Origin of the sequence: Mesorhizobium ciceri WSM4083 (assembly GCF_000519305.1) — a bacterium.
GTDB lineage: Bacteria > Pseudomonadota > Alphaproteobacteria > Rhizobiales > Rhizobiaceae > Mesorhizobium > Mesorhizobium ciceri_B.
Window position 1 is genome coordinate 52,895 of the sequence record NZ_JAFG01000011.1, and the last position, 18,600, is coordinate 71,494.

16 protein-coding genes and 2 tRNA genes are annotated in these 18,600 nt (G+C 62.9%); 7 read left to right on the forward strand and 11 right to left on the reverse strand.

Annotated features, from left to right (window positions below):
* Positions 1-8 precede the first annotated feature (8 nt).
* From MESCI2_RS0121240 to MESCI2_RS0121265, 6 genes are all read right to left on the reverse strand, one after another.
* Positions 9-82: transfer RNA gene (locus MESCI2_RS0121240), tRNA-Cys, on the reverse strand.
* Positions 83-210: 128 nt separating this feature from the next.
* A complete protein-coding gene (locus MESCI2_RS0121245; protein WP_027038339.1) occupies positions 211-843 on the reverse strand; it encodes a hypothetical protein in 633 nt (210 codons plus the stop codon).
* Positions 844-1,248: 405 nt separating this feature from the next.
* The gene (locus MESCI2_RS01000000134965; RefSeq protein ID WP_050596603.1) at positions 1,249-1,698 is read right to left on the reverse strand and encodes a c-type cytochrome; all 450 of its coding nucleotides are present in this window, start codon (positions 1,696-1,698) and stop codon (positions 1,249-1,251) included.
* A 60-nt stretch (positions 1,699-1,758) separates the two neighbouring features.
* The gene (locus MESCI2_RS0121255) at positions 1,759-2,289 is read right to left on the reverse strand and encodes a hypothetical protein (RefSeq protein ID WP_027038340.1); all 531 of its coding nucleotides are present in this window, start codon (positions 2,287-2,289) and stop codon (positions 1,759-1,761) included.
* A 262-nt stretch (positions 2,290-2,551) separates the two neighbouring features.
* Positions 2,552-2,625: transfer RNA gene (locus MESCI2_RS0121260), tRNA-Gln, on the reverse strand.
* A 176-nt stretch (positions 2,626-2,801) separates the two neighbouring features.
* Positions 2,802-3,734 carry a lysylphosphatidylglycerol synthase domain-containing protein gene (locus MESCI2_RS0121265; protein WP_027038341.1) on the reverse strand — a complete coding sequence of 311 codons (933 nt, stop codon included), beginning with the start codon at positions 3,732-3,734 and terminating at the stop codon, positions 2,802-2,804.
* A gap of 315 nt (positions 3,735-4,049) precedes the next feature.
* Here MESCI2_RS0121265 and MESCI2_RS0121270 point away from each other — a divergent pair, with 315 nt between their 5' ends.
* Together MESCI2_RS0121270 and MESCI2_RS0121275 are read left to right on the forward strand one after the other, a co-directional pair.
* Entirely contained in the window at positions 4,050-5,408 is a 1,359-nt protein-coding gene (locus MESCI2_RS0121270) for a Ppx/GppA phosphatase family protein (protein WP_027038342.1), read from the forward strand.
* 230 nt (positions 5,409-5,638) lie between these two features.
* Positions 5,639-6,436, forward strand: coding sequence for an RlmE family RNA methyltransferase (locus MESCI2_RS0121275; RefSeq protein ID WP_027038343.1), 798 nt, complete (start codon positions 5,639-5,641; stop codon positions 6,434-6,436).
* Between the two features lie 70 nt (positions 6,437-6,506).
* Here the strand turns inward: MESCI2_RS0121275 and MESCI2_RS0121280 are convergent, their stop codons facing one another.
* Complete coding sequence (locus MESCI2_RS0121280) at positions 6,507-7,928, reverse strand: MFS transporter (protein ID WP_027038344.1); 1,422 nt, start codon at positions 7,926-7,928, stop codon at positions 6,507-6,509.
* A 308-nt stretch (positions 7,929-8,236) separates the two neighbouring features.
* On the opposite strand from MESCI2_RS0121280, the gene guaB reads away from it, so the two are divergent.
* The 3 genes from guaB to MESCI2_RS0121295 are packed head-to-tail and all read left to right on the forward strand — an operon-like array spanning position 8,237 to position 10,767.
* Entirely contained in the window at positions 8,237-9,739 is a 1,503-nt protein-coding gene (gene guaB, locus MESCI2_RS0121285) for an IMP dehydrogenase (RefSeq protein ID WP_027038345.1), read from the forward strand.
* The gene (locus tag MESCI2_RS0121290) at positions 9,690-10,313 is read left to right on the forward strand and encodes a hypothetical protein (RefSeq protein ID WP_081738825.1); all 624 of its coding nucleotides are present in this window, start codon (positions 9,690-9,692) and stop codon (positions 10,311-10,313) included. Before guaB ends, MESCI2_RS0121290 begins: the two co-directional genes overlap by 50 nt.
* Before the next feature lie 34 nt (positions 10,314-10,347).
* Complete coding sequence (locus MESCI2_RS0121295; RefSeq protein ID WP_027038347.1) at positions 10,348-10,767, forward strand: MAPEG family protein; 420 nt, start codon at positions 10,348-10,350, stop codon at positions 10,765-10,767.
* 55 nt (positions 10,768-10,822) lie between these two features.
* On the opposite strand, the gene rnd is transcribed toward MESCI2_RS0121295, so the two are convergent.
* From rnd to MESCI2_RS0121310, 3 genes are all read right to left on the reverse strand, one after another.
* Positions 10,823-11,974, reverse strand: a complete 1,152-nt coding sequence (rnd, locus tag MESCI2_RS0121300; protein WP_027038348.1) for a ribonuclease D — start codon at positions 11,972-11,974, stop codon at positions 10,823-10,825.
* Positions 11,975-12,052: 78 nt separating this feature from the next.
* Positions 12,053-13,294 carry an MFS transporter gene (locus MESCI2_RS0121305; protein WP_027038349.1) on the reverse strand — a complete coding sequence of 414 codons (1,242 nt, stop codon included), beginning with the start codon at positions 13,292-13,294 and terminating at the stop codon, positions 12,053-12,055.
* Between the two features lie 120 nt (positions 13,295-13,414).
* Positions 13,415-14,383 carry a DMT family transporter gene (locus MESCI2_RS0121310; RefSeq protein ID WP_245270410.1) on the reverse strand — a complete coding sequence of 323 codons (969 nt, stop codon included), beginning with the start codon at positions 14,381-14,383 and terminating at the stop codon, positions 13,415-13,417.
* Between the two features lie 41 nt (positions 14,384-14,424).
* Between MESCI2_RS0121310 and MESCI2_RS0121315 the strand changes: the two genes are divergently transcribed.
* Together MESCI2_RS0121315 and aspS are read left to right on the forward strand one after the other, a co-directional pair.
* Positions 14,425-15,291, forward strand: coding sequence for a LysR substrate-binding domain-containing protein (locus MESCI2_RS0121315; RefSeq protein WP_027038351.1), 867 nt, complete (start codon positions 14,425-14,427; stop codon positions 15,289-15,291).
* A gap of 139 nt (positions 15,292-15,430) precedes the next feature.
* On the forward strand, positions 15,431-17,221 hold the full coding sequence (gene aspS / locus MESCI2_RS0121320; protein ID WP_027038352.1) for an aspartate--tRNA ligase: 1,791 nt from the start codon (positions 15,431-15,433) through the stop codon (positions 17,219-17,221).
* A gap of 115 nt (positions 17,222-17,336) precedes the next feature.
* Here the strand turns inward: aspS and MESCI2_RS0121325 are convergent, their stop codons facing one another.
* The gene (locus tag MESCI2_RS0121325) at positions 17,337-18,527 is read right to left on the reverse strand and encodes a hypothetical protein (RefSeq protein WP_027038353.1); all 1,191 of its coding nucleotides are present in this window, start codon (positions 18,525-18,527) and stop codon (positions 17,337-17,339) included.
* Positions 18,528-18,600 lie beyond the last annotated feature (73 nt).

Below are 18,600 nucleotides of genomic sequence, written 5' to 3' on the forward strand. Positions count from 1 at the left end.
TTGAAAAATGGAGGTCTGAATGGGAATTGAACCCATTACGTCGGTTTTGCAGACCGATGCGTCACCGTCCCGCCCTCAGACCGTGCGGATCTTATGCCTACCTCATCGGTGCTTCGTCAACCTTGCTGCAGGGCAGCTTCCCGCTACGCGGTTGGACGACGAAAGGTGGGGACTGCTGGTGTTGTGGTGATGATGCGGCTAGCGCCACCCTTAGTCGGTCCCTTCGCGCGGCGCCTCGTCTTGCCAGCCGGCTAGCTCTGGCAGGTCGTCAAGCCAACTTTTCTCTGTCATCAAGGCATCGCCGGCCTGCGGGGCAGCCTCGGTGGCGTTTTGGATGAGCCAATCCATCCACTTGCGATAGGCGACCGGGGCCAACTCGGGCGGCAACACCTTGGCCTTGGCCAGCATGCGTTTGCGGAAACTCACCTGCCTGCGGAGTTTGGTCGTCGTGAACTTGATGGCCTTGCCCTGGTATTCGACCGTCCAGCGCCCATCCCCATGGCTGGTGAGCCTGTCGATGGCGAAGCCGACATCCACCGGCCTATCCCGCCAAGGCAGCTCGATGGCATTCGTCCTCAGATCAAGTGCCCATCGCCTGTAGTCGGTCCCGGCACGCTGCGGCGGCAGCACCCCGGCCTGTTCGAGTATCTTCCTGCGGAAGGTCGGCTGCTTCTTGAGCTGGCCTGTCGTCAGCTCGATGCGATGCCCACGGAATTCGACATGCCAGCGGATCCTCCCATTGCCGAAATACTTGACCAGCCTGTCGATGACGAACTCGCCGTCGGAGAGCGTCACGCAGCCTTGGCTGATGCGTTCGAGAATGTACTGGCTATCAGTGAGCATGACGCGGCCTTGTGGAGGAGCCTTCATGAAGCTTCACTAAGGCGGACGCAACGACCAGGCAATCTCGCCTTCCATGATTCCGTCGCATAGACACCGATGACGCGCCGTATCGCTCGCGCGCTTATCCTGACCAGCGGCTAGGAGCAGCGGCCCGGCGTCGGGGGGTATCGAGGGGGACTGGCGCCGAGCCTGACCGGCTTGGAGGGGGCAGTGCCGGCTGTCCGAATTATAAGCCCTTTTATGTGCCACTGCTAATTTAATCAAAGGAGCATGTTCCGTCAGATCGACCAGGCCAGGAATCCGGGAAGCCCGCGTGAAGCATCTGCGCGGCAAGAAAAAGAGGGCCGACAGGCTACCAGAGGCGCGGGCTTTCGGCGTCAAAGCACATTCCGCTGCAACTCTGCGTCAATTGTCGGGCGACCGAAATGTCTGGTGACAGCCGGTGCAGATTTTCCGGATCTGTTCAAAAGAAGCCGCAAGCGCGATCCTGTCGCTGACGGGCGCCGTCGCGGCGAAAGTCTCGGTGGCTTTGTGCAGCTTCTGCATTGCCTCCTGGAATACCTCGGGCTTTTCCCAAATCGCCGGCAAGGCTTTGCTGTGGTGATCGATGCTGCCAGGGGGAAACAAAATTGTGGTTCTGTGGCAATTCTCGTGGAGCGCATCGGCGTGCTGAACCACGGCCGCCGTGTCGAACGGCGCATTTCCCACCAGCATGTCCCCTATGGCCTTCAACTCGCGGCCCATGTTCTTCATCGTCTCCATGCGCTCGGCGATGATACCCGTTGCGCCTTTGTGCGCCAGCGCAGCGCCGGCAATCAGCACGGCTGCCAACGCCATGGCCGCGAGCTTGAACAACCAAACCTCCCGTCCGCGAGGGAGATCTGCCGCCGAGTTAAGCGGCAGGTCTCGCTTGTACTACTTCACCGGAATCATCAGGTGCGCGTAGGGCGTGTCGGGGAACATCACATAAGGCTGTTTCGGGTCCGGTTCGTGGGGGTACAGGGCCATTATGTCCGGTGCGTTCATGACCATTACATGCGGACCGTCATGCAGCCATTCGGCCCCTTCCGGTGGCTTGGTTGCAAAGGGATCGGTGTTGCTGGCCGCATCGCCCCCCTTCAGCATATACGCGAAAGCGACCTTGCCTTTGGGGGGCTCGCCCTTGGACATGATCGCGTGCATCCACGCCATGCCGTTCTCATCTGTACACATCGGATCGTCGGCGGGAGTCCCAGGATCGTCGGGGATGCAGGTGAAGCCGTTCGTGCCCTTTTTTAGCGTTTTCATCTCCCAGTTCACGACGGCGGCATTTTTGCCGACAGCCTCCGGCGCTGCCGTGATCGCATTCTCAATCAACTGCTCATCGCTTTTATCGGCCGCAAGCGCGGCAGAACTCCAGGCGACCGCAAAGGCTGCCAAAAACACCGGGCTTGGATGGATGCGCATTTCCTCCTCCTTCGCGAGCGCCAGATTGGACGGCGCGCGTCACAACGGTCAGCTCCCGCTCTTCGGAGTTGGCTGCTGCTCTAGGATCTAGAACGCGCCGAAGGCGATACTACTCTCAATTTTTCATTCGTAAAAGCTAATATAAGAACGGGGGATTGAAGCGTGGTGTTGCGAGTCCCGTTCACGCCCAGCAGGAAGATCCGCTGCGCCGACACCGCAGGATTTGCGGGATGAGTAAGTCGGCTGTTTTTGAAAAAATGTTTGGCTGGGGAACCTGGATTCGAACCAGGACTAACGGAGTCAGAGTCCGTGGGTCTACCGTTAACCTATTCCCCAGCAGGCGCGGTCATGAACCGTGCGGGCCGAGCGGGCAAGCCGCTGTGAGCGCTGCCTTGTAGCCGCCAGCGGAAAATAGTCAAGCCTGCTCTGCGGTTCAATGGCACGTTTCGTCAGGCGATTTCAGACGCCACACTTCAGATGCGGGCGCGCGGCTCCCAGTCCAATCTCGCTCCTCAGCTCTCGTTGCGGCTGAACTGCGAGCGTTCGAAGAACAGCACCACGCCCAGGCCCAGAATCAGCGGGATGATCAGGTAGAACAGCCGGAACACCAGCAGCGCCGCCAGCACGCCGACCGGATCCATGTCCGACAGGCCGGCGAGAAACACCACCTCGAACACGCCGAGCCCGCCCGGCGCGTGCGAGATCTGCGCGATCGAGAAGGAAACGAGGAAGACACCCAGCACGACGAAATAGCCGGGATTGTGGGCTTCGGGGAGGGCAAAGAAGATGATCGCGGCGGCGGCCAGCAACTCGATCGGGCCGATCAGCAATTGCCGGGCGACGATCGGCAGCGCCGGATAGTGCAACTGAAAGCCAGCGATCTTCAGCGGGCGTAGATGCAGCCAGCTACCGAATATGTAGGCGGCGACGAGCAGCAGCATCGCGATACCGGCCGCTTCCGACAGGCCATGATGGGCGATGCCGGAAAACCGGTCGAGTATCTCAGGCTCGAACACCAGAACCAGGCCCGAGGCCAAAATCGTCGACAGCACGAAGGTGATCCAGCAGACCGCCACCAGCACGCCGACATCCTGTCCGGTCAGGCCTCTGGTGCCGTAGGCGCGGTAGCGGATGACAGCGCCCGAAAACACCGAACCGCCAATGTTGTGCGACAGCGCATAGGTGGTGAAGGAGCACAGCGTGACGAACAGCCACGATACGCGCTTGCCGATATGCAGGAGCGCGATGTGGTCGTAACCGGCGAGCGAGGCATAGGCGATGATCGAACTCAGCGCGGCAAGAACCCAGCCGCGGGTCGGAATGGCCGTGATACCGTCCCACACATCGTCGAGCGAAACGCCGCGCAGTTCGTGCCAGAGCAGCAGCAGCGAGAAGATCACCGCGGCGATGCCGACGACCGGCCAGAAATAGCGTCTCCAGTTCATTGCCTGACTGCCATGCGTTGCGGGTCCGCTTCCTTTTCGTGGCTGGTGGGAGGCCGGCAGTGCCGGATTCTTCCGCTCATTTCAGAAATGCCTCATCGAAGCCGGCTATTCAACCGCGAACCCTTGTCGCAGCGCCGGCCGGCAAGATTTGCCGCAGTGAGCGGCCGCGCCGGAACGGCGGTCAGCGGCCTGCCGGCAAATTCGGCATGCGGCTCTTGGTGATCGGGCGCGGCGCTGTTAGTCTGGCGGCAACTTAAAACACTGAAGCGCCTGCTGCGTCCATCATAGGTTCGCGCGGCGCCGGAAGGAACGACAGTGGAAGACCACGACACCGGCGCCGGCGCGCCGGAGGTGGGCGTGTCCAGCGCTTCCCGGCGGTCGGCTGACCCGGGGAACGCAAGCTGGCAGCAACGCCGCCCGACGGAGCTCCGCTCCGCAGACGGGCAGGCGGGCGACGCACCCCACAAAGGCAAGCCCAAGAAGCGGCGCAAGCGAAGGCGCGGGCGCAAGGTTTTTGCGCGCGACGAAGCGCGTCCCACGGAGAATCGATCGCCGGCGCCAGGCAAAACCGGTGCCCCGGCGGCGGAGGCCCACAGGGCGGTGGAATCGGCGGTCTCGCCCGCCGCTGTTGTGCCACGGCCGGAACAAGGCGCCCGTCGGCCGCCGGTCCAGGAGCTTCCGGTGTTTGCGGCGCTTGACCTCGGCACCAACAATTGCCGGCTGTTGGTCGCCGTGCCGACACGGCATGGCCAGTTCCGCGTCATCGACGCCTTTTCTCGCATCGTGCGGCTGGGCGAGGGGCTCACCGCCAATGGCCGGCTCGGCCAGCCGGCGATGGACCGCGCGGTCGAGGCGCTGAAGATCTGCGGCGACAAATTGCGCAACCGCAAGATCAGAAAAGCCCGGCTGATTGCTACCGAGGCCTGCCGTACGGCCGAAAACGGCGTCGAGTTCATCGACCGCGTCGAACGCGAGGCCGGCTTGAAGCTCGAGATCATCGACCGCCAGACCGAAGCGCGGCTGGCGGTGTCCGGCTGCGGCTCGCTGGTCGAGCGCGACACCCAAGGCGTCGTGCTGTTCGATATTGGCGGTGGCTCGTCCGAAATCGCGCTCATCGATCTCGCCGGCCGCCGTTCGCCAAGGTTGGCCAATCACATCGTGTCGTGGACGTCGCTGCCGGTCGGCGTCGTCTCGCTGGCCGAGCGCTTTGGCGGCCGCACGGTGACGCGCGAGATCTTCGCCGCCATGGTCGATGATGTCGCCGGCCGGCTGGCCAACTTCGACGGTCGCGACCGGCTGAGCCATCTCAAGGCCAGCCCGAATTTTCATCTGCTGGGCACGTCGGGAACGGTGACGACGCTGGCCGGTGTCCACCTTGAGCTCGAGCGCTACGATCGCCGCCGTGTCGACGGGCTGTGGATGGACCGCGACAGCGTCGATCGCATGGTCGAAAGACTGGTTGGCTGGGATTTCCAGCAGCGCTGCGCCAACCCTTGCATCGGTGCCGATCGCGCCGATCTGGTGCTGGCCGGCTGTGCTATCCTCGAAGCGATCCGCGCCGTGTGGCCGTCCGAGCGGCTGCGAGTCGCCGATCGTGGCCTGCGCGAAGGTATTTTGAGCGAACTGATGGCCGATGATGGCGTCTGGCGCAACGATGGGCGTGGCAGAGCGTGAACAGTCGACTCCCCACTCCGTCGAGCTTCGCTCGACACCTCTCCCCCGATCGACGGGGGAGAGGAAGGGCGCGAGTTCGCCGACCCTCGCTCCTTTCCTCTCCCTCCGGAGGGGGGAGAGGTGGCGCCGCGAAGCGGCGACGGAGTGGGGGAAACCGTTCACGAAACGCGCAGACGTGGAAAAACGACCGCAACTCCGCGAGCGAGAAAACTCAGGCAAGAAACTAGCCAATGACCAAGAAACCGGAAAAACCAGGATCCGCCAGCATTCGCGTGCTGAAGACACGGATCAAAAAGAAGAGCGGCCTGAAGGAATCGTCGCGCCGCTGGCTGCAGCGCCACATCAACGATCCCTATGTCCAGCGCTCCAAGGCTGACGGCTATCGCTCGCGCGCGGCCTACAAGCTGATCGAGATCGACGACAAGCATCATCTCCTGAAACCCGGCATGAAGGTGATCGATCTCGGCGCCGCCCCCGGCGGCTGGTGCCAGGTCGCCGCCGCGCGGACGAAATCGACGGCCGACAAACCGCATGTCATCGGCATCGACTATCTCGAAATGGACGCCGTGCCCGGCGCGCCGGTGCTGCTGATGGATTTCCTCGATCCGGCAGCACCGCAAAAGCTGGCCGAGGCGCTGGGTGGCGATCCCGACATCGTGCTGTCCGACATGGCGGCACCGACCACCGGCCACAAGCGGACCGACCATATCCGCACCATGCATCTGTGCGAGGTGGCCGCCGATTTCGCGCTGTCGGTGCTGAAGCCGGGCGGGCATTTCCTTGCCAAGACCTTCCAGGGCGGCGCCGAAAACGAGCTGCTCTCCATGCTCAAGAAGAACTTCCGCTCCGTCCATCACGTCAAGCCGCCGGCGTCGCGGGATGAATCGGTCGAGCTCTATTTGCTGGCCAAAGATTTTAAAGGGCGAGAGGCCGGTCCGCCGTCAGGCGGATCGGAACGTCCAGTGGACGTTCCGAAGGCCTCGAGCGCCCGGAGCCATAGCGAAGGGCCGGGGGACGCCGACGACTGACAGGGCACCGCCGGTCCGCCGTCGGGCGAATCGGGTCGTCCAGAAGGCGAGCCCGAAGCGTAGGCTGCCATCAGTTGCTAGGTGGGCTCACCGTTTCCAGCGTCTTGGGTGTGGTCAGCCGGCCGTGGCCGGAGACGGCGTTGCCGTCATCGGGCGCCAGCCGGATGAAGGATAGCGATGCCACCGCAGAGACCGCTGCAACGATAAAGAAGGCGGTGTGGAAATCGTCCAGCGACAGCGGGCCGCCATGGATTGACGTCGATACTTCCAGGATTCCGCCGGCCAGCGCCACGCCGAGCGCGACCGACAACTGCTGGAACACCGCTGTAATCGGCGTCGCCTTGCTGGTGTCTTCAGCCGAAACCTCGGCATAGGCGAGCGCATTGACGCCGGTGAAGAACATCGAGCGGATGAAGCCGCCGACGAGCAGCATGGCTAGCATCAGCAGATAGGGTGTGTCGGGTGTGAACAGGCCGTAGATGGCGATCGAGGCCGCGGCGACCAGCGAACCGACAACCAGCACGCGGCGGAAGCCAGCGACGCGGAAGATCAGTGCGGTGACGAATTTCATGCCGATGGCGCCGATCGCCGAGACGAAGGTGATCATGCCGGACTGGAACGGCGTCAGCCCAAAGCCGATCTGGAACATCAGCGGCAGCAAGAAGGGCACGGCGCCGATGCCGATGCGAAACAGCGAGCCGCCAAGCACCGAAGAGCGGAACACCTGGTTGCGGAACAGTTCGAGCGCCAGCAGGGGGTTTTTGGCGCGCCGCGCGTGCAGCAGATAGAGCGCGCCCGATACGAGACCGACCGCTACGGTGGTGACACCGACGATTGGCGGCAAATATGGCAAGCTGACCACCGACAGGCCGAACACCACGCCGGATGCCGCCAGCCCGCTCAGCACGAAGCCGATGAAATCAAGTGGCGGGGTCTGCGCGGGTTCGGTCTCCGGCAGGAAACGCGTCGCCAACCAGATGCCGACCACGCCGATCGGCACATTGATCAGGAAGATCCAATGCCAGGTGAAGTAGGTGGTGATGAAGCCGCCGACTGGGGGCCCGACCAACGGCCCGACCAACGCCGGAACGGTCAGCCAGGACATCGCCGCGACGAGTTCGCTTTTCGGTGTCGCGCGCACCAGCACCAGCCGCCCGACGGGCGTCATCATGGCGCCGCCGATGCCTTGCAGGAAGCGCGACACCACGAAAGCCGGCAGCGAACCGGAGAGCGCGCAAGCGATCGAGCCGACGATGAAGACCGCGATCGCGGCGCGAAAGATATTCTTGGCGCCGAAACGGTCTGCCATCCAGCCGCTGATCGGAATGAAGATCGCCAGCGACACGAGATAGGCGGTCAACGCCAGCTTGAGCGCGATCGGACTGGTGTGGATGTCGACGGCGATCGCCGGCAGCGATGTCGCAATGACGGTCGAATCCATGTTTTCCATGAAAAGGGCGACCGCCAGGATGAGCGGGATGGTGCGGTTCAAGGAACGCGTCCAGACTTGAATGTTGCGTTGCCGATTGCATGTCGGCCTTGAGGCGGGCGGTTACCATGCCTTCGCCGGGATGTCGCATTAATTTGCTGTCACTTTTGTGCGACCGGCAACCACAGGTGGCATCCCTTCGCCGGAAAGTCACCTTTGCGGGAGCGTGAAATCATCGGCTTTTCATCGGCGCTTGGACGTGGTACCAGCCAGCGCCAATCCTGAAAGGGAAGAAACGAGTCGGCGCTGTCCATTCCGGTCCAGCGCTTTTTTGTATTCCCCCACCGCGTTTTATATTCAAGGGACTGGCCATGGCAAAAATCATCGAAACGTCCACCGGCGCATTGGCGCTGACCTTTGACGACGTGCTGCTGCAGCCGGGTCATTCCGAGGTCATGCCTGGCGAGACCGATGTCCGCACCCGCATCGCCGGCGACATCGACCTCAACGTGCCGATCCTGTCGGCGGCGATGGACACCGTCACCGAGGCGCGGCTTGCCATCGCCATGGCCCAGGCCGGCGGCATTGGCGTCATCCACCGCAATTTCTCGCCGGCCGAACAGGCCGAGCAGGTGCGGCAGGTCAAGAAATTCGAATCCGGCATGGTGGTCAATCCCGTCACCATCGGCCCCGACGCGACGCTCGCCGACGCGCTGGGCCTGATGCGCAGCTATTCGATCTCGGGCATTCCGGTGGTCGAGAACGGCGGCAGCGGCGGCCACAAGATCGGCCGGCTGATCGGCATCCTGACCAATCGCGACGTGCGCTTTGCGTCCGATCCGGCGCAGAAGGTCCATGAGCTGATGACCCGTGACAACCTGATCACGGTCAAGGAGAACGTCGACCAGGACGAGGCCAAGCGCCTTCTGCACCAGCATCGGATTGAAAAGCTGGTCGTCGTCGACAGGCAGGGCAATTGCGTAGGACTGATCACCGTCAAGGACATCGAGAAGTCGCAGCTCAACCCGCACGCTAGCAAGGACGCGCAGGGCCGCTTGCGCGCGGCCGCCGCCACCAGCGTCGGCGATGACGGCTATGAGCGCGCCGAACGCCTCATCGATGCCGGCGTCGACCTTCTGGTGATCGACACCGCGCATGGCCACTCGCAGCGCGTGCTCGACGCCGTCACGCGGGCGAAAAAACTATCCAACTCGGTCCGCATCCTGGCCGGCAACGTCGCCACCGCCGCGGGCACGCAGGCGCTGATCGACGCCGGTGCCGACGCCGTCAAGGTTGGCATCGGTCCGGGTTCCATCTGCACCACCCGCATCGTTGCCGGCGTTGGCGTGCCGCAGCTTTCAGCCATCATGTCGGCGGTCGAGACGGCGCACAAATCCGGCGTCTCGGTGATCGCCGATGGCGGCATCAAATATTCCGGCGATCTGGCCAAGGCGCTCGCCGCAGGCGCCAGTGCGGCCATGATCGGCTCGCTGCTGGCCGGAACCGACGAAAGCCCGGGCGAGGTCTATCTGCACCAAGGCCGCTCCTTCAAGGCCTATCGCGGCATGGGCTCGGTCGGCGCCATGGCTCGCGGCTCCGCCGATCGCTACTTCCAGGCCGAGGTGCGCGACACGCTGAAACTGGTCCCGGAAGGCATCGAAGGGCAGGTTCCCTACAAAGGACCTGTGTCCGGCGTGCTGCACCAGCTTGCAGGTGGGCTGAAAGCCGCTATGGGTTATGTTGGTGGCCGCGACCTTGCCGATTTCCGCGAGCGCGCCACCTTTGTGCGCATATCCAATGCCGGACTTCGTGAAAGCCACGCCCATGACGTCACGATTACCCGCGAAAGCCCGAACTATCCCGGCGGAGCCTGACCAGTACGCGCTCGGGCGGAGCCTGACAGCGACGATCCTGCGGCTGTCGCGCCACGCAGGCGCACTCTGTTTCCTGTCGGCGGTGGTTTTCATCGCCATGACGGCACTGGAATTCTTCTATTTCCGCCAGTTGAGCGGCGGCTTGCCGTCGCTCGACATGCGCGTTTTCGGTTTCACGCCCGACGAAGGCATGGCCTGGCTGACGGCGCTCGGCCGGCGCGGTGGCGAGATCATTCTCGTCTGGCACTATCTGACCTTCGATCTGCTGTTCCCGGCGCTGCTGTCGGTGACGCTGGTCAGCCTGATCCTGGCCACCGGCCGGCGATTGAAGGCTTTCCGCGTGCTGCCGGCGCAACTGCAGTCGATCTTCGCGCTGGTCCTGGTGCTGCCCTACACGCTTGCCGACTACGCCCAGAACATCGCGGTAGCGCGGCTTCTGTCCGATTTCTTGTCGGCGAACCCGGATTCGCTGTCTTTGGCCTCGTCGCTGATCGTGACCAAATTCGCGCTTTTCGCCATCCCGGTGATCGTCATTACCGCCTTCTTGCTGGCAGGCCAGAAACGCCAGGCTTGATGCCGTAAAGGCCCGACCGGGCAGGGGACACTTCATGAACCAGACCACAATCTTCTGGCCTGTTCTGGCGCATGTGCTGCTGATCTACATCGTCTACTGTGTCCTGGGTCGCCGCAGATACGGCGCAATCAGATCAGGCGAGGCGAAGCCCGGTCAGTTCAAGGTGCGTTCGACCGAGCCGGCCTCCAGCGTCACCGTTGCCGCCAATCTCACCAACCAGTTCGAACTGCCGGTGCTGTTCTATGTGCTGTGCCTGACCCTGCACCTGACCAATGGCGTCAACTATCTGACCCTGGCGCTGATGTGGATTTTCGTCGCTTCGCGCTATTTCCATGCCTGGATTCACCTGACCAGCAACAATCTGCTGCTGCGCAGCCGGTCATTCTTCGTCAGCGCGGTGATTCTCCTGCTGGGATGGATCTGGTTCGCGCTACACCTGCTCGGCGTGGTTTGAGCAGAGCAGATATTCCTTCTCCCAAAAGGGGAGAAGGGAAGTCCGCGAAGGATACCTAAAGATCAAACACGGCGATCTTTCGCTTGTCGAACTTGATGCCGATCTCGCCGCGTACCAGCTTGAGCGCGGCCTCGCCGAACACCGCGCGCCGCCAGCCCTGCAGCGCTGGTACGTCGGCTTCCTCGCCCTCGGCGGCGATACGGTCGATGTCGTCGCTGGAGGCCAGCACCTTCGAGGCGACGCCTTCCTTTTCAGCGACGATCCGCAGCAGCACCTTCAACAGTTCCGCCGCGGCGCTCGAGCCCTCGGGCGGCTGGAAACTTTTTGGCAGTTTCGGCATCTCTTCCTTGGGCAAGGCAAGTGCGGTGTTGACCGCGCCGAGCAGCGCCGTTGCCGTCGAGGAGCGCTCCCAGCCCTTCGGCGTTGTGCGCAGCTTGCCAAGGGCCGCCGCGTCGCGCGGCGCCTGCTGCGCCACCTCATAGATCGCGTCGTCCTTGAGCACGCGGCCGCGCGGGACGTCGCGTTCGCGCGCCTCGCGCTCGCGCCACGCCGCCACGCCCTGCACGATCGCCAGTTCCTGCGGTTTGCGCAGCCGCATCTTCAACCGCTTCCAGGCGTCCTCGGGGTGGGGGTCATAGGTCTCGCGCGAGGTCAGGACCTCCATTTCCTCGTTGAGCCAATGGGCGCGGTTTTCCCGCTCCAATTCGGCGCTGAGGTGTTGATAGACCTCGATCAGATGGGTGACGTCGGCCAGCGCATAGTCGAGCTGCTTGTCGGAAAGCGGCCGGTGGCGCCAGTCGGTGAAGCGCGATGATTTGTCGAGCCGCGCCCCGGTGATGCGCTGCACGAGCTGATCGTAGGAAACACTGTCGCCGAAGCCGCAGACCATCGCCGCCACTTGCGTGTCGAACACTGGATGCGGAACCAGATCGCCGAGATGGACGATGATTTCGATGTCCTGCCGCGCGGCGTGAAAGACTTTGACCACCGCCTCGTTGGCCATCAGCCTGAAGAACGGCTTCAGGTCGATATCGGGCGACAGCGGATCGATCAGTGCCGTCACGCCGGGGGCGGCCATCTGGATCAGGCACAGGATCGGCCAAAACGTCGTTTCTCGAATGAATTCGGTGTCGACAGTGACGAAATCCGACTTTTCGAAAGCGGCGAGAACGGTCTCGAGTTCTTTCTGGGTGGTGATGACGTGCATCAAATCGCTTTTGGCAGGAGTAAGGTCTTCCTAGATTTCAGCCGCCGGGGCTTTCGTCAAGCTTTGGCGCCGCCATCATCAGGTTCCCGGACTATCGGAATCGCCGTTTCTCCTGGCCAGCCGCGCGAAAACCGTCGAAGTGCGCAAGAGCGCAATGAAGCGGCCGCGCCTGCCTGCCGGCACGCCGGACCGGGCCTGCATGCGGTAGAGGATGACGGCGATGAAAATCGCATAGACCACCGCGCTGAATACAAACAGGGCGCCCGGTCCGAAATATTGCATCGCCGTCGAGGCGGCGAACGGGCCGCCAATGGCGCCGAAGGAATAGAACAGCATCAAGGCCGCGTTGATCAGCACGAACTCGCCGGTGTCGGCGCGGTCGTTGGAATGCGCCGCCGACAGCGAATAGAGCGGCATGGCGAAACAGCCGAAGATGAAGATGAGGATGAAGTTGAGCGCTGGATTGCTGCCGGCAATGAACACCAGCGCCAATGCTGAAAACATCGCGCAGCAGGTTGTCATCAAAAGCACCCGGCGCCGGTCCCAGCGGTCGGAAAGATAACCCAGCGGATACTGGATGATGGCGCCGCCGAAAATGCCGACGCTGACGAAGGTGACGACATCGGCCACCGACATGCCGATCTGCTCGGCATAGACCGGCGACAAGGTGCGAAAGGCGCTGTTGGTGACGCCGACGGCGATGCAGCCGAAGCAGCCCAGCGGCGAAATCCGCCAGACGCGCGCCAGGTCGAGCTTGACCTCTTCGGGTGGTGCCGGGTTGGTGCGGTCGCCGAGCGAGACCGGCACCAGCGACAAGGTGATCATCATCGACATGATGGCGAAGATGGCGAAACCGCCGGCGCCGAAGACCGGGATCAGGAACTGGGCTGATGTTACCGAACCGATGTCGACCATCCGGTAGATCGCCAGCACGCGTGCCCGGTCGTGATTGCCGACGCCGGAATTCAGCCAGCTTTCGACGATGGTGAACAGCCCGGCGAAGCAGAAGCCGCCGGCAAGGCGCACCGCGCACCACATCACCGGATCAATGACCAGCACCAGGAGCAAGGTGCCGACCGAGGCGATTGCCGCCAGCGCCGAAAATGCCCTGATATGGCCGACCGCCTTCATGATGCGGGTGATGGCCAGACAGCCGAGCAGGAAGCCGGCGAAGTAGAAGGTGCCCATCAGGCCGATGTCGGAAGCCGAAAACCCTTCCTGCGCGCCGCGCAGCGCGACCAGCGTGCTCTGCAGCCCATTGCCGCCGAGCAAGATGCCGGCGGCGAGAAGAAGCGGGATCATCGGGCGGATGGAGGACATGAAGAGGCGATCACGTGTCGGTGATCCCTTCTTGGACCATCGCCCTGGCCAACGCCAGCAGCAATTCCCTGCGCCAACAGAGATGATCGCTGTCGTTTCCCCCGTTTGCTTGGTCAGCGCTCAGGGCTGCCTTCGACGTGACTGCCGATCGTCGGGCCACAGGCCGAGCCGCTCGGCTGCTCCCGTTGCGATGCCTATTCCTGCGAGGACTGCCATCAGCCCGACAATCAGGTTCGCGCTCACTTGTTCGCCCAGGAAGACGACACCGAAGATCGATGCCGTCACCGGATTGACCGCAACGGAGACGGCAACCAGCGTCGGCGACGCTCGCCCGAGCGCGAATGCCCAGAGGAAGAAAATGAAGGCGCCGCAAACTATGGCCAGATATGCGCTCGCGATCCACTGAGGTGCGCTGAGCGTGGCAAGTCGCGCGAAGCCTCCGTTCGAAACCACCAGGACCGATAGGCAGACCGCGCCCACGCCCATGCCAAACGCCACGAACGGGATTGGCGCGGTGCGGGATAGAAATGGTCTCGACCAGACGTTGTAGAGCGCCATGCAGGAAGCGGCCGCGACCATGAGAAGATCTCCGCGCCAGGCATCTGGGGGAGCCGTCGTCAGGCTCGTGCCGAGCGCTACGGCCACCCCTGCCATTGCGATCAGGACACCGACGATCTTGCGGATGGTCGGCGGCTCGATTCTCAGAACTGCCCCGGCAAGCATGGTGAGCAGAGGCAGTGTCGAAAGCGCGAGCGCACCTCGCGCGGCCGTCGTGTAGACAAGGGCGCCATTGAAGAGCACCGGAAACAGCCCGAAGAACAGGAGACCCAATGCACCGGTGCCGAGCCAGTCGCTCTTCGGCGGCCAAATGTCTCGCCGCCAAAGAGCTACGGCGGCCAAAACCAGAAAGCCGCCGCCGAACCGGACCGCACCGATAGCGAGAGGATCGAGCGTGCCCGCGAGATATCGCGTTGCGCCAACGGCGGTGCCTCCAAAAGCGCTGGAGAGAATCGCGGCGAGCACTCCTGTGATTTCCATGGTTCCTGACCTTGCCAACTCTGAACCAGCGATATCGGGCAGGCGGGCCATAAGGAATCGAATAAGCTCAATGAGTTTGATAACATTCCACTATGAGCATCCCGAATCTGGATCCGGACCTTCTGCGGGCCTTCGTCGTCGTTGCCGAGCGCCTCTCGTTCACGCGAGCCGCCGAGCAGCTCAATAGAACGCAGGCGGCCGTCAGCCTGCAGGTGAAACGTCTTGAGGAGCGCATCGAGACCATCTTGTTCCGGCGCTCGACCGCCCGCGTTGAACTCACCGCCGCCGGGGAGGGCTTTCTGATCGATGCCCGCCGCATTCTTGCTCTCAATGAGCAGGCGATTGCGCGTGTGTCCGGTCAGCAGGTGGCCGGACAGGTTCGCATCGGGGTCATGGAAGATTATGGCACCAAGATCCTGCCGCGCCTCCTTGCCGGCATTGCCGAGCGATTTCCGTTGGTGCAGGTCGAAATGGAGATTGGTCTCACCGCCCGGCTCCTGAAACGGCTTGGGTCGTCGTTCGACGCCGTCATCGCCATGCACCCGGAAGGCACGACCGAGGGGGATTTGATATGCCGCGAAAGGGCGATTTGGGCGGCGGCGGCGACGCGGCCCGTCGAGGAGCTCGACCCACTGCCCGTCGCTCTGTCGAGCCCCGATTGCCTGTTTCGTTCCTGGGCCATTGAGGCGCTCAACAAGGCAGGCCGGCCATGGCGATTGGCCTATGTCAGCCCGAGCCTCTCAGCCACGGAGGCAATTGTCGAACAGGGCCTGGCGGTCACCGTGGTCAAAGGCAGCATGCTTGCGCCTGGCCTGCGAGATGTCCGTCCCGGCCGGCATGTGCCCCCGCTGCCGGGGGCCGAAATTCGCCTTCATCATGCCGCAACGTCGTCCGCCAGCGCTGCATTGGTCGTCGAACACCTTGCTCAGCGCCTTCGGCTATCGGCACTGGGCTCATAGGGCGCCTGGGAAAGCGGAACCGAAATACCAACCCGGGCCACTTACCTTGACAAATCCAACCTCCCATGCGCTTTTCGCGCAAATTTTCAGGCTGAGCTGTGATGCTTCGGCCCCAGCACCCCGGACTTTACCAATGACAATGCACCGTTACCGCAGCCATACCTGTGCCCAGTTGAGGAAGAGCGACGTCGGCTCGACCGTTCGCCTGTCGGGCTGGGTGCATCGCGTGCGCGATCATGGCGGCCTGCTCTTCATCGACCTGCGCGACAATTATGGCCTGACCCAGATCGTCGCCGATCCGGATTCGCCTGCCTTCAAGGTCGCCGAGACCGTGCGCGGCGAGTGGGTCATTCGGGTCGACGGCGAGGTCAAGGCGCGCTTGCCCGAGACCACCAACGCCAATTTGCCGACCGGCGAGATCGAGATCTTCGCCCGCGAGATCGAGGTGCTGTCGGCGGCCAAGGAATTGCCGCTGCCGGTGTTCGGCGAGCCGGATTATCCCGAGGATATCCGCCTGAAATACCGCTTCCTCGATCTGCGCCGCGAGACGCTGCACAAGAACATCATCGCGCGGACAAAAATCATCGCGGAAATGCGCAAGCGCATGGGCGAGGTCGGCTTCACCGAATTCTCGACGCCGATCCTCACCGCCTCGTCGCCGGAAGGCGCGCGCGACTTCCTGGTGCCGTCGCGCATCCATCCCGGCACCTTCTACGCGCTGCCGCAGGCGCCGCAGCAGTACAAGCAGCTGATCATGGTGTCGGGCTTCGATCGCTACTTCCAGATCGCGCCCTGCTTCCGCGACGAGGACCCGCGCGCCGATCGTCTGCCCGGCGAATTCTACCAGCTCGACCTTGAAATGAGCTTCGTCGAGCAGGACGACGTGCTGTCGACCATGGAACCGGTGATGCGCGGGGTGTTCGAGACCTTCGCCAACGGCAAGCCGGTGACGCAGAAATTCCAGCGCATTCCCTATGACGTCGCCATGCGCAAATACGGTTCCGACAAGCCGGACCTGCGCAACCCGATCGAGATGCAGGCCGTTTCCGACCATTTTCGCGATTCCGGCTTTAAGGTGTTCGCCAACATCCTGGCCAACGATCCGAAGGCCGAGGTGTGGGGCATTCCGGCCAAGACCGGCGGCAGCCGTGCCTTCTGCGACCGCATGAATTCCTGGGCGCAGGGCGAGGGCCAGCCGGGGCTGGGCTATATCTTCTGGCGCAAGGAGGGTGACAAGCTCGAAGGCGCCGGCCCGCTGGCCAAGAACATCGGCGAGGAGCGCACCGAGGCGATCCGCCTTCAGCTCGGCCTTGCCGATGGCGACGCCGCCTTCTTTGTTGCAGGCGACCCGAAGAAGTTCGTCTCCTTTGCGGGGGCTGCGCGCACCCGTGCCGGCGAGGAGCTGAACCTTGTCGACCGCGAGCGTTTCGAGCTGTGCTGGATCGTCGACTTCCCGTTCTTCGAGTGGAACGAGGAAGAGAAGAAGATCGACTTCGCCCACAATCCGTTCTCGATGCCGCAAGGTGGCATCGATGCGCTGAACGGCGAGGACCTGCTCGGCATCAAGGCGTTCCAGTACGACATGGTCTGCAACGGATTCGAGATCGCCAGCGGCGGTATCCGCAACCATCTGCCCGAAACCATGGTCAAGGCGTTCGAGACGGTCGGGCTGGACCGCGCCACGGTCGAGGAGCGCTTCGGCGGCCTCTATCGTGCCTTCCAGTATGGCGCACCGCCGCATGGCGGCATGGCCGCCGGCGTCGACCGCGTCGTCATGCTGCTGCTCGGCGCCAAGAACCTGCGTGAGATCACCATGTTCCCGATGAACCAGCAGGCCTACGATCTGTTGATGAACGCACCGTCGGAAGCGAGCCCGCAGCAGCTTCGCGACCTGGCGCTGCGCGTTGCCGTGCCCAAGAAGGACGCCTGATCGCGCTTCGGGCGATGCTGTAAAGAACCGCCCGAACCGATTCTTTCGATTCGCTAATCCCGATAAAAAAGCCCGGCATCGCTGCCGGGCTTTTTGCATATTGAGATCGCTTCGATCAGTCTTCGTTGGCCTTGACGGTGACGCCGAGCGTCTTCGGCAGGTCGAGCGGGTTGGACATGGCACCCGCCATGATCAGTGCGAACGGCACGGATGCCGGCGGCTCGGCCGAGATTTCGAGGCTCTTCGGATCGTCGAGGAATTTGCTGACCGCGGCCGTGACCTGCGCCGTCAGTTCCGGATTGTTGAGCTGCGCCATGCCGAACGGCACGATCGCCTTGGCCTGGTTGGCGATGTCCTTGCCGGACATGCCTTGCTGCTTGCCGACATAGTCCAGAACCTTGTTGGTCAGCGAATCGTCGTCGAAGCGGATCGAGGCGCTGTTGAACGAAAGCTGCTGCAACAGGCCGAGCATGGCCATGCCTTGCGCCGAATTGTCGGCGCCTTCAGGCTGTGCCGCCATCTTCTTCTGCATTTCCTGCAGCGACTTGATAAAGTCCAGCGTGTAGCCGCCGAGATTGAAGGTCATGCCGAGCGTGCCGGCATTCTCGACCGAGATGTCGTATTTCGACAGTTCCATCTTGCCGTCCGTGGGCTGCCAGGTGCCGGCCATTTCGAGATTGCCCGCGATGTTCTGGTAGCCGAGCGCGTTGATGACTTCCTTGGACTTGGGATCGTCCACCAGCGTCAGGTCGGCATTGAATTTTTCCGTGGTTGCGGTGAATTCCATCGCCTTGCCGTCCGCCGGCGGCGTGATTTCGATGGCAAGCCCGTCCATCGAGAAGGCGGTCTTGTCGGCGACCTTGACGGTCATGTTCGAGAGTTCGGCTGACTTGTACATCATCAGCGAGCCCAGCGGGCCGGTGGCGCCGTCGGCCGGAACTGTCATGTCATGGATGACGAAGGGGCTGAGGTCGAGGGTAACGCCGTCCTTGCTGTGTGTGAAGGCAGCCGTCGATACGGTGGCGATGTCATAGCCGCCATTTGCCTCGGTCACGCCTTCGAGTTTGACGTCGCCGATGGGAAGCGCTTCCTTCTCCGCCGCCGGTTTGATGGCAACGCCCTGCAGCACCATGCTGGTGTTGTCGCCGGTCACGCCGGTCCAGGTGATGTCGACACCTTGTGCGACAAGCGCTGCCTTCAGCCGGTCGGCCACTGCCGTATCCTGAGCGAGGGCCGTATTCAGCGGCAGCGTGAGCAAGAAGGTCGAAAAGGCTAATTTCCTGAGAGTTGAGCGTTTGATTGTCATCGCAAGGTCCCTGAGAGTGTCCTGAAATTGTTTTTTCAATTATTTGCGCCATCACCATTCCGTGACGAACTGG